Below are 10297 nucleotides of genomic sequence, written 5' to 3' on the forward strand. Positions count from 1 at the left end.
CCTCGCGGACGCTGCACCCCGGTGCCCGGGGGCGCGACGTCCGCTCAGGGGCGCGGTCCGACCGCGTCCGGGTGCACACCGCCGTCGCCGAGCCGTCGGTGCACCTGACGGTCGAGGCCAGCGGGACGCTCCCCGAGCCGTCCGGCACCCCGATCCGGATCGGGGCGCGGGTCGCCCTCGACCCGAACCCGATCGACCTCGCCGAGCCGGGGGCGTTCGACCGTCTGGTGGAGACCGTCCCGCCCGAGGCGACGGACCGCACCGCCCTGATGCGCGAGGCAGCGCGTGCGACGCTCGCCGTGCCTCCCGTCCGGATCCGGGGCACGCTGCCCGGTGACGTCGACCGCGCACTGGACGCCCTGCCGGACGGCGTCCGACCGGTGGTGCTCACCACCGGGACCCTCGTCTACGTGCCGGGACCCGACCGGCAGCGCGTGGTCGACCGCCTGCGGGAGCGGGGCGTGCACTGGGTCGCCCTCGAGCGCACCGGGATCCTGCGCGGGGTGGCCGCGACGCTGCCGGACGACGTCGACCCGGCGGACCCGGACGCGTTCGCGACGGTCTCGCTCGACGGTGTGGCGCTGGCGGTCTGCGACCCGTTCGGCGTGCGCGTCCGGTGGTTCCGGCGACCGGGAGCCTGAACCGGGTCTCGCGACAGTCCAGCCGCGTACCAGGGTCGGACCGCCGGGCACCCCTACGATGTGCGAGACCCGTGACCGAACCGTGACCGGAAGTGCCGTGACCGCCCTCCCCACCGACGAGCTCAGCGAGCTCGACCAGCGCGTGCTCGCGTTCGAGCACGACCGGGCGCGACACGACCGCACGAAGGAAGCGGAGATCCGGGTCGAGTTCGACATGTCACCGGCGCGCTACTACCAGGTGCTCAACCGCGTGATCGACCTGCCTGCCGCGCTGGCCCTCGACCCGCAGCTGGTCGGTCGGCTGCAGCGGCTCCGCCACGAACGCACCCGAGCACGAGCGGCGCGCGCGTTCGTCGCCCCCGCGCCCGATCCCCGTGAAGAGGAACGATGACCGAGAGATACCCGCGAGACCGGTTCGACGAGGTCTCCGACGGCCCCCGGGTCGGAGCGCACCGCGGTGCCCGTCGTCGTGGACGCGGGTGGATCGCGTTCGCCTGGGGCGCGCTCGCCACCGGCGTGCTCGTGCTCGTCGGTGTCCTCGTGCTCGCGCTGCTGAACGGGAGCTACTCGTTCCCGGGCTCGACCTCGTCGCCGCGTCCCTCGTCGAGCTCCTCCGCGTCGGCCGCGCCCTCGGAGTCGCCGTCCGACGAGCCGTCCGCGCCCGCGTCCGAGGAGCCGAGTGCGGCGGAGCCGTCGGCGCAGGGCACGACGAGCGTGGTCGTGCTGAACGGCACGACGACCACCGGTCTGGCCGCCCGCGGCCGCACCGCATTGACCAGCGCCGGCTGGAAGGTCGCGTCGACGGGCGACGCCGGGACGACGGGGGCGACCACGTCCGTCGTCTACTACCAGCAGCCCGACCAGCAGGCCGTGGCGCAGGGCGTGGCGAAGGCCCTGGGCATCGCGACGGTGGAGCAGTCCTCCGCCTTCCCGAACGCCGACGTCAGCGTGGTGCTCGGCGCCGACTACGGCGGCTGACGGGCTCGTCGGGACCGCGCCGACACGCGCTGTGTGACGGCGGTGTTTCGGGCACGTTGATTCTTGACGGAATCGGCGTGGAAGAACGTCACACCTCTTGCCTTGCAGCGGTTGTTGCACGAGAGTCATCGCCAGACGGCGACGGCGTCGTTCGCAACAGCAGCACCAGGGAGCAAGAGATCATGGCCAACGGAACCGTGAAGTGGTTCAACGCCGAGAAGGGCTTCGGCTTCATCACCGTGGATGGAGGGGGCCAGGACGTGTTCGTGCACTACTCGGCAATCGACATGTCGGGCTACAAGGTCCTCGAGGAGGGCCAGGCGGTGACGTTCGACGTCGGCACCGGGTCCAAGGGCCCGCAGGCCGAGGCGGTCCGTCCCGCCTGAGTCCGGGACCACCCGTCGACGCGCCGTCCCCTCGGGGGCGGCGCGTTCGTCGTGTGCGGTGCCGTGGTCGCGGGGCCGGCACCGCCCGGGCTGGCTGGTGGACCCGGTGCCGCACCGTCACCTGGGAAGTCGGGCCGTGCCTCCCGGCTGTGTTGCACTCGCACCCGGCGAGTGCCAGAATCGGCGTTGGCACTCGCTCACGCTGAGTGCCAGCACGACCCCCATGACGACGTCCGGGAGGGACGAGAAACTCACATGGCTAAGATCATTGCTTTCGACGAGGAGGCCCGCCGTGGCCTCGAGCGCGGCCTGAACATCCTGGCCGACGCCGTGAAGGTGACGCTCGGCCCGCGCGGCCGCAACGTCGTCCTCGAGAAGAAGTGGGGCGCCCCCACGATCACGAACGACGGTGTCTCCATCGCCAAGGAGATCGAGCTCGACGACCCGTACGAGAAGATCGGTGCGGAGCTCGTCAAGGAGGTCGCCAAGAAGACCGACGACGTCGCCGGTGACGGTACGACCACCGCGACCGTGCTCGCCCAGGCGCTCGTCCGCGAGGGCCTCCGCAACGTCGCCGCCGGTGCCGACCCCGTGTCGCTCAAGCGCGGCATCGAGAAGGCCGTCGCCGCCGTCTCCGACCAGCTCCTCGCCAACGCGAAGGACATCGAGACCAAGGACCAGATCGCCGCCACCGCGTCGATCTCGGCCGCTGACTCCACCATCGGCGAGCTCATCGCCGAGGCGATCGACAAGGTCGGCAAGGAGGGCGTCGTCACCGTCGAGGAGTCGAACACCTTCGGCACCGAGCTCGAGCTGACCGAGGGCATGCGCTTCGACAAGGGCTACCTGTCGCAGTACTTCGTCACGGACCCGGAGCGCCAGGAGGCCGTCTTCGAGGACCCGTACATCCTCATCGTCAACTCGAAGATCTCCAACATCAAGGACCTGCTCCCGGTCGTCGACAAGGTGATCCAGGCGGGCAAGCAGCTCCTGATCATCGCCGAGGACGTCGACGGCGAAGCCCTCGCGACCCTCGTCGTGAACAAGATCCGCGGCATCTTCAAGTCCGTCGCCGTCAAGGCCCCGGGCTTCGGTGACCGTCGCAAGGCCATGCTGCAGGACATCGCGATCCTGACCGGCGGCCAGGTCATCTCGGAAGAGGTGGGCCTCAAGCTCGAGAACGCGACCCTCGACCTGCTGGGCAAGGCCCGCAAGGTGATCATCACCAAGGACGAGACCACGATCATCGAGGGTGCCGGCGACGACGAGCAGATCGCGGGCCGTGTCCGTCAGATCCGCTCCGAGATCGAGGCGACCGACTCCGACTACGACCGCGAGAAGCTCCAGGAGCGCCTCGCGAAGCTCGCCGGTGGCGTGGCCGTCATCAAGGCGGGTGCCGCGACCGAGGTCGAGCTCAAGGAGCGCAAGCACCGCATCGAGGACGCCGTCCGCAACGCGAAGGCCGCCGTCGAGGAGGGCATCGTCGCCGGTGGTGGCGTCGCGCTCATCCAGGCGTCCGTCGCACTCGACTCGCTCGACCTGCAGGGTGACGAGGCGACCGGTGCGAACATCGTCCGCGTCGCGATCGACGCGCCGCTCAAGCAGATCGCGCTGAACGCCGGTCTCGAGCCGGGCGTCGTCGCCGCCAAGGTCCGCGAGCTCGAGTCGGGTCACGGCCTCAACGCCGCGACCGGCGAGTACGTCGACCTGGTCGCCGCGGGCATCATCGACCCGGCCAAGGTCACGCGCTCGGCGCTGCAGAACGCCGCGTCGATCGCCGGTCTGTTCCTCACGACCGAGGCCGTCGTCGCCGACAAGCCGGAGAAGAACCCGGCCATGCCGGCCGGCGACCCCACGGGTGGCATGGACTTCTAGTCCCGGTAGCCGGAAGGGCCCCGCACGCGCTGCGTGCGGGGCCCTTCCGCGTGCGGGGGTGGGAGTGGGGTGGGGTTCACCCAGCGGGCCATTTCCGTCACGCTCAGCCCGTCCTGGCGACGGATCGCGCTCGCGCGACCGTCACCGCGCGGCATGTCCTGCTCGCTCACTGCGACGCTCTGTCCCGCACAGGAGGCTCGACCTGCGTCGTTCTCCACAATGCGGGCCGCTTCGGGCTGGTTCCGGCGCCGAGCGGGCGATCCTCGCAGACGTGCCCCAGCCACCACCACTCCCCGTCCCGTTCGGCCAGACCACCTTCGCGGTCGGTGACGCACTTCGTGCAGGCATCGGCCCCGAGCGGCTCCGTCGCAGTGACCTCGTGACACCCCTCCACGGCGTCCGCGCTCCCGCCGGCACCCACGTCAGCAGGATCGAGGCGGTGGGTGCCGTCCTCCGGCCGGGGCAGCGCTTCAGCCACGCCACCGCCGCTCGGCTCTGGGGTGCACCGGTACCGCGAGCGCTCCGCGACGACGACACAGTCCACGTCTCCTCCGAGCACGACGTGGCGATGCGGCGCGCCGGGGTCGTCGGCCATCGTTCTCCGAGCACGGAAGTCGCGTCGAGTCCGTACGGACCGGTGAGTCCACCAGCCCGGGCCTGGTTTGAGTGCGCCGAGACGTTCTCCGTCGCGGACCTCGTGGCGCTGGGGGACCACCTGGTGGGGAAGGCCGGACTCGCCACGCTCGACGACCTCGCTGCCGCGATCCGACCCGGTGCACGAGGCGTCCGGACGGCACGGCTCGCGCTCGACCGGATCCGTGTCGGTGCAGAGTCGGCGATGGAGTCGCACCTCCGGCTCGGCGTGGTCGACGCCGGGTTCCCGGAGCCCGAGCTGAACGTCGACGTGCACGATGCAGACGGGCAGTTCCTCGGACGGGTGGACATGGCCTGGCCGACGTACCGGATCGCCCTGGAGTACGACGGTGATCACCACCGCGATCAGGACACCTACCGACACGACCAGCGCAGGAACAACGGCTTCACGGTCAACGGATGGCTCGTGATCCACGCGACCGCTGTGGATCTTGCTCGCCCGGCGGTGTTGTTCGAACGGTTGCGCCGTGCGTTCGCCGATCGAGCGGGCAAGACACGCCGCGGGTGATGCGCCCCTCGGGTCTGTTCGGTCGGGTGGAGGGCCCGATCGTGCCAGATCGTGCGCGCTCGATGAACCAGCGACCGGCGGGCCGGGGCGGGCGCCGTCAGGCGGTGGGGGACTTCGGGGTGGGGGTGTAGTCGCGGGGGAGCAGGGGGAGCCAGACGCGGAACGTGGCGCCGCCGCCCTCGGTGTCGAAGACCTCGACGGAGCCGTTGTGCGCGTGCACGATGCCCGAGACGATCGCGAGACCGAGGCCCGATCCGCCGGTGTCCCGCGCGCGTGAGGTGTCGGCACGCCAGAAGCGCTGGAAGATCTTCTCGCGCAGCTGCGGCGGGATGCCCTCGCCGTGGTCGATGACGTCGATGTGCGCCATGCCGCGGTCGTCGTCCACGCCGATGCCGATCTCGATCGGGTCGTCGTGCGCGGTGAAGCGCATCGCGTTGCCCATCAGGTTCGTCACGACCTGGCGGATCTTGTTCTCCTCCGCCAGGACGATCGGCGGACGAGCGGGCAGCACGACGGTCGGCAGGGGTGTGGTCTCGTCGGTCGGCACCGTACCGTCGACGCCCATCGCCCGGGTGCGTCGGGCCCGGAGCCGCGCGATGGTCTGCCGCGAGAACGCGATCGGACCGGTCGTGTTGGCCGACGGCGGGGACACCGGGGTGTCGCCGGTGTCGTGCTGCCCGAACGCGCCGGGTCGCACGGCCTGCGGCACGCTGACACCAGTCACGGCATCCTCGACCAGGACCTGGATCTCACGGTCGGGGTTCGACGCCATGGTGTCGAGCGCCGAGTCGCGGGCGATGGCGACGAGGTCGACCGGGCCGAGCTCGAGCGGCTTCGACTCGTCGATGCGCGCGAGCTGGAGGAGGTCCTGCACGAGCAGGCCCATCCGCTGCGCTTCCTTCTCGATGCGGTCCATCGCCTGGGCGACGTCCTCCTCCTTGCGGAGCGCCCCCATCCGGTAGAGCTCGGCGTAGCCACGGAGCGACACCAGCGGCGTTCGGAGTTCGTGCGAGGCGTCACCCACGAAGCGACGCATCTGGTCGATGGTGCGCTCGCGGTCCTCGAACGCCGAGTCGATCCGCTCGAGCATCGCGTTCAGGGAGCGGTTGAGCCGGCCGACCTCGGTGTTCGGGGTGTCCGCCTCGAGGCGCTGGTTGAAGTCACCCGCAGCGAACCGTGCGGCGGTGTCCTCAACGTCGCGCAGCGGGTCGAAGGTGGCCGTCACGAGGAGCCGGGTGAGCATCGCGCCGAGCAGGATCACCGAGATGCCGAAGCCGAGGAAGATCACCGTGAAGCGCGCGATGGTCTGGTCGGTGTCGGCGCTCGACACGGCGACGAGCACGTACCCGGTCTCCGACGTGCCGCTCGACTGGTTCTGCAGCGACGCCGGGATGACCTGTGCACGCCACTCGTGGTCGTGCTGGCTGTCGTACAGCGAGAACCGCTGCGAGTTCTGCGCCGCGGCGGCGAAGTCGAGCGACCGGATGTCCGGCCGGCTGGACGCACGGGTCTGGCAGATCTTGTCGCCACGGGAGTCGTAGGCGGCGACGTAGGCGCTCTGCGACAGGACGATCGACAGCGTGCAGTACTGCTGGCCGTCGCTGATGTTCTGGCCCTCGAGCTGCTCGGTGGTCTGCTTGACGGTGTTGTCGAGCTGCTGCATCAGGTACGTCGACAGCACCGTCATGGTGCCGAGGCCGGCGACGAGCAGTCCGAGCGCGACGAGGAGCACCGTGATCCCGGTGATCTTGGTGCGGAGGGAGATCCCGTCCCACCAGCGGCTCATTCGCGTGTGCATGCTGCCCCAACGATAAGCGGCGACCGCCCGGTGAAACCGGACGGTCGCCGTGTACCCGACGTCAGGACGCCTTGGTCGCCTTCAGCATGTAGCCGAAGCCGCGCTTCGTCTGGATGATCGGCTCGGTCGAGTACTGGTCGAGCTTGCGACGCAGGTACGAGATGTAGGACTCGACGATGCCCGCGTCGCCGTTGAAGTCGTACTCCCACACGTGGTCGAGGATCTGCGCCTTCGACAGCACGCGGTTCGGGTTGAGCATGAGGTAGCGCAGGAGCTTGAACTCGGTCGGGGACAGCTCGATCTGCGCGTCGCCGATGGTGACCTCGTGGGTGTCCTGGTCCATGGTGAGCTCGCCGGCGCGGATGATCGCGTCCTCTTCGTCGTTCATCGTGCGCCGGAGGATGGCCTTGATGCGGGCGACGATCTCGTCGAGCGAGAACGGCTTCGTGACGTAGTCGTCGCCGCCGACCGTGAGCCCGGTGATCTTGTCCTCGGTGTCGTCCTTCGCGGTGAGGAACAGGATCGGCGAGGTGTACCCGGACGAGCGGAGGCGCTTGGTCACGCCGAAGCCGTTCATGTCGGGGAGCATCACGTCGAGGATGATCAGGTCGGGCTCCTCCTCGAGCACGGCCGAGATCGCCTGGGCCCCGTTGCCGACCGCACGGACGGCGAACCCGGCGAAGCGCAGCGAGGTCGTGAGGAGGTCGCGGATGTTCGGCTCGTCGTCGACAATCAGGATCTTGGGGCCATCGGTCATGGACCCATCCTCTGACCGTTCCCTAGAGGTTTCCTGGGAGCGCGTCGTGTGGTGGCTACGCGGCTGCCAGGACCTGGTCGGCGTCGAGGATCGTGTAGGCGTACCCCTGCTCGGCGAGGAACCGCTGGCGGTTCTGCGCGAAGTCCTGGTCGACGGTGTCGCGCGTCACGAGCGTGTAGAACGACGCCGGGAGGCCGTCCTTGTTCGGACGGAGCAGACGGCCGAGGCGCTGCGCTTCCTCCTGTCGGGAGCCGAACGAGCCGGACACCTGGATCGCGACGGTCGCGTCGGGCAGGTCCACCGAGAAGTTCGCCACCTTCGAGACCACGAGCACGTCGATCGAGCCCTCGCGGAAGGCCTGGAACAGCCGCTCGCGCTCGTCGACCGGGGTCGATCCGGTGATCTCGGCGGCGTCGAGCGACGCGGCGAGGTCGTCGAGCTGGTCGATGTACTGCCCGATCACGAGGATCTGCTCACCGTGGTGCTTCTCGATGAGCTCGCGCACGACCGGGGTCTTCGCGGGGGAGGTCGCCGCCATCCGGTAGCGCTCGTCGTCGCCCGACGCCGCGTACTCCAGGCGGTCCTGGTGCGGCAGGTCGATGCGGACCTCGTAGCAGGCCGCCGGGGAGATGTAGCCCTGCGCCTCGATCTCCTTCCACGGGGCGTCGTAGCGCTTCGGCCCGATGAGCGAGAACACGTCGCTCTCGCGGCCGTCCTCGCGCACCAGGGTCGCCGTGAGCCCGAGTCGTCGCCGTGCCTGCAGGTCGGCGGTGAGCTTGAACACCGGCGCGGGGAGCAGGTGGACCTCGTCGTAGACGATCAGGCCCCAGTCGAGGGCGTCGAGCAGCGACAGGTGCGTGTACTCGCCCTTCCGTCGGGCGGTCAGGATCTGGTACGTCGCGATGGTGACCGGGCGGATCTCCTTCGAGGTGCCGGAGTACTCGCCGATGTCCTCCGGGGACAGGGTCGTCCGGCGCAGGAGTTCGTCGCGCCACTGCCGGGCGGACACGGTGTTGGTGACGAGGATGAGCGTCGTCGCCTTGACGGTCGCCATCGCCCCGGCGCCGACGAGCGTCTTGCCGGCACCACAGGGCAGCACGACCACGCCGGACCCCTGCGCGAAGAAGGTGTCGACGGCCTGCTCCTGGTACGGCCGCATGTGCCAGGACGCCGTGTCGAGGTCGATCGGGTGCGGCTGCCCCGGCGTGTAGCCCGCGAGGTCCTCCGCCGGCCACCCGAGCTTCACGAGCTCCTGCTTGACCTGCCCGCGGGCCCAGGGCTGCAGCTCGATCTCCGAGGGGGAGCGCTGGTCGCCGAGCAGGGGCTTGATGCGCTTCGACCGGGTCACCTCGGCCAGGACCGACGGGTCCTCGGCGGTGAGGAGCAGGAGCGGCTGGCGCTCGAGCTCCTCGGTCGGGGAGTTCGCGATCGCCGGGGCGTCCTCGCGTTCCTCACGCCGGATGACGAGCCGGCCGTAGCGCGAGACGGTGTCGCGGATGTCGACGGTGACGCTCTGCGGGACCGGGAACTTCGCGAACCGCTCGAGCGTGCCGATCATCGACTCGGCGTCGTGCCCGGCCGCGCGGGCGTTCCACAGGCCGAGCCGCGTGATCCGGTAGGTGTGCACGTGCTCCGGGGCGCGTTCGAGCTCGGCGAACGCCGCGAGCTCGTGCCGGGCGTCCTCGGCCTGGGGGTGGGCGACCTCGAGGAGCACGGTGCGGTCACTCTGCACGATCAGCGGTCCGTTCATGACGGATCAGCCTAGGCGGCGCGGCTGCGAGCCGTCGCCCCCGGTGCGCAACGGTGGAGAACCGGCTCGCGAGGCGCGGCTGTGCAGGAACGCGTGGCTCAGGCCTCGCTCTCGACCGCGACGACGAGCGACAGCGGCAGCGTCCGCTCCACGTCGACCGCGGTGTCCCGGCCGCGGACCCGTCCGGCGGCGACCGACGTCGGCACGATCGACATCGGTCGCTCCGACCCGTCCGGCATCCGGACCGTCAGCCGGATCGGCGTCTTCCCGCGCACCGCCAGGTCGATCTGCCGCCCGAGCCACTCCTGCTCCGGCTCCGCGTCGCCACGCTCCGTCGTCAGGCGCAGCCGTTCCACCAGCGCGTGCGCGGCCTGCTCCGGCGTGCGGCCGGCGCCACGTCGACGGCCGGGAGGCGCGTCCTGCGCCACCGGGCGTGCCGCGGCCGTCAGCACGGCCGGGTACCGCTGCTCCTCGAGCGCCGCGTGGACCACGTGCGGAGGGTGCGGGGCGGTCAGCGTCGACAGGTCGACGCGCTCCCAGGTCAGCTGCCGCAGCTCGGCGTCGACCCCGACGAGGTCGAGCTGGTCCGGCGTCCCGTGCACGACCGCTCCGCGGCCGTCCGGTGCGACGTCGACCACGAGGCCACCGTCGCGGGAGGCCACCTGGTCGACGAGGTAGGTGAGGGGCTGGGGCACGTCGGTCGCCGAGAGCCGCTCCAGCAGTGCGAGCAGCTCGTCGCGCGTGCTGCCCGCCCGGAGGGCCCGGCGCACGGAGTCCTCGGAGACGCGGTAGCGCGCGGCCAGCCCCGGCGCCTCGAGGTCGGCGACGGTGCGCAGGGCGTGGTCGTCGGCCGGCGACAGCGGACCTGGGGCGATCACCGTCAGGTCGTGCTGCAGGTAGACGCCCTCGACGGTCGGCGGCAGGTCCTCGGCCGCGGCGGCGGCGTCGCC

General features: G+C 70.7%; 11 protein-coding genes. 6 read left to right on the plus strand and 5 right to left on the minus strand.

Annotated elements, in window-relative coordinates; all coding sequences use genetic code 11:
- From D8M35_RS13435 to groL, 5 genes are all read left to right on the plus strand, one after another.
- Nucleotides 1–641: DUF2332 family protein (locus D8M35_RS13435; protein WP_126892311.1), on the plus strand; the 641-nt coding region annotated here is incomplete at its 5' end.
- A 97-nt stretch (nt 642–738) separates the two neighbouring features.
- On the plus strand, nt 739–1032 hold the full coding sequence (locus D8M35_RS13440) for a DUF3263 domain-containing protein (RefSeq protein ID WP_238638234.1): 294 nt from the start codon (nt 739–741) through the stop codon (nt 1030–1032).
- Complete coding sequence (locus D8M35_RS13445) at nt 1029–1619, plus strand: LytR C-terminal domain-containing protein (protein ID WP_126892313.1); 591 nt, start codon at nt 1029–1031, stop codon at nt 1617–1619. Before D8M35_RS13440 ends, D8M35_RS13445 begins: the two co-directional genes overlap by 4 nt.
- Before the next feature lie 182 nt (nt 1620–1801).
- The gene (locus tag D8M35_RS13450; RefSeq protein ID WP_066656547.1) at nt 1802–2005 is read left to right on the plus strand and encodes a cold-shock protein; all 204 of its coding nucleotides are present in this window, start codon (nt 1802–1804) and stop codon (nt 2003–2005) included.
- Nucleotides 2006–2260: 255 nt separating this feature from the next.
- Nucleotides 2261–3880, plus strand: a complete 1620-nt coding sequence (gene groL / locus D8M35_RS13455) for a chaperonin GroEL (RefSeq protein ID WP_126892314.1) — start codon at nt 2261–2263, stop codon at nt 3878–3880.
- 166 nt (nt 3881–4046) lie between these two features.
- Here groL and D8M35_RS13460 read toward each other — a convergent pair whose 3' ends face one another.
- Nucleotides 4047–4475, minus strand: a complete 429-nt coding sequence (locus D8M35_RS13460; RefSeq protein ID WP_126892315.1) for a hypothetical protein — start codon at nt 4473–4475, stop codon at nt 4047–4049.
- A gap of 42 nt (nt 4476–4517) precedes the next feature.
- On the opposite strand from D8M35_RS13460, the gene D8M35_RS13465 reads away from it, so the two are divergent.
- Nucleotides 4518–5042 carry a hypothetical protein gene (locus D8M35_RS13465; protein WP_126892316.1) on the plus strand — a complete coding sequence of 175 codons (525 nt, stop codon included), beginning with the start codon at nt 4518–4520 and terminating at the stop codon, nt 5040–5042.
- Nucleotides 5043–5139: 97 nt separating this feature from the next.
- On the opposite strand, the gene D8M35_RS13470 is transcribed toward D8M35_RS13465, so the two are convergent.
- From D8M35_RS13470 to D8M35_RS13485, 4 genes are all read right to left on the minus strand, one after another.
- The gene (locus tag D8M35_RS13470) at nt 5140–6840 is read right to left on the minus strand and encodes a cell wall metabolism sensor histidine kinase WalK (RefSeq protein WP_126892317.1); all 1701 of its coding nucleotides are present in this window, start codon (nt 6838–6840) and stop codon (nt 5140–5142) included.
- A gap of 61 nt (nt 6841–6901) precedes the next feature.
- Nucleotides 6902–7597, minus strand: a complete 696-nt coding sequence (locus D8M35_RS13475) for a response regulator transcription factor (protein WP_069713320.1) — start codon at nt 7595–7597, stop codon at nt 6902–6904.
- A gap of 55 nt (nt 7598–7652) precedes the next feature.
- On the minus strand, nt 7653–9347 hold the full coding sequence (locus tag D8M35_RS13480) for a DNA repair helicase XPB (RefSeq protein ID WP_126892318.1): 1695 nt from the start codon (nt 9345–9347) through the stop codon (nt 7653–7655).
- A 98-nt stretch (nt 9348–9445) separates the two neighbouring features.
- Nucleotides 9446–10297, minus strand: an 852-nt coding sequence (locus tag D8M35_RS13485) for a helicase-associated domain-containing protein (protein WP_174234752.1), incomplete at its 5' end; no start/stop codon positions are given.

This window comes from Curtobacterium sp. HSID17257 (assembly GCF_003989515.1).
Lineage (GTDB): Bacteria > Actinomycetota > Actinomycetes > Actinomycetales > Microbacteriaceae > Curtobacterium.

Bases quoted from the DNA above. Each gene is read 5' to 3' on its own strand.
- D8M35_RS13445 (WP_126892313.1), top strand. From the start codon at position 1,029: ATGACCGAGAGATACCCGCGAGACCGGTTCGACGAGGTCTCCGACGGC.
- D8M35_RS13450 (WP_066656547.1), top strand. From the start codon at position 1,802: ATGGCCAACGGAACCGTGAAGTGGTTCAACGCCGAGAAGGGCTTCGGC.
- groL (WP_126892314.1), top strand. From the start codon at position 2,261: ATGGCTAAGATCATTGCTTTCGACGAGGAGGCCCGCCGTGGCCTCGAG.
- D8M35_RS13460 (WP_126892315.1), bottom strand. From the start codon at position 4,475: ATGGCCGACGACCCCGGCGCGCCGCATCGCCACGTCGTGCTCGGAGGA.
- D8M35_RS13470 (WP_126892317.1), bottom strand. From the start codon at position 6,840: ATGCACACGCGAATGAGCCGCTGGTGGGACGGGATCTCCCTCCGCACC.
- D8M35_RS13475 (WP_069713320.1), bottom strand. From the start codon at position 7,597: ATGACCGATGGCCCCAAGATCCTGATTGTCGACGACGAGCCGAACATC.
- D8M35_RS13480 (WP_126892318.1), bottom strand. From the start codon at position 9,347: ATGAACGGACCGCTGATCGTGCAGAGTGACCGCACCGTGCTCCTCGAG.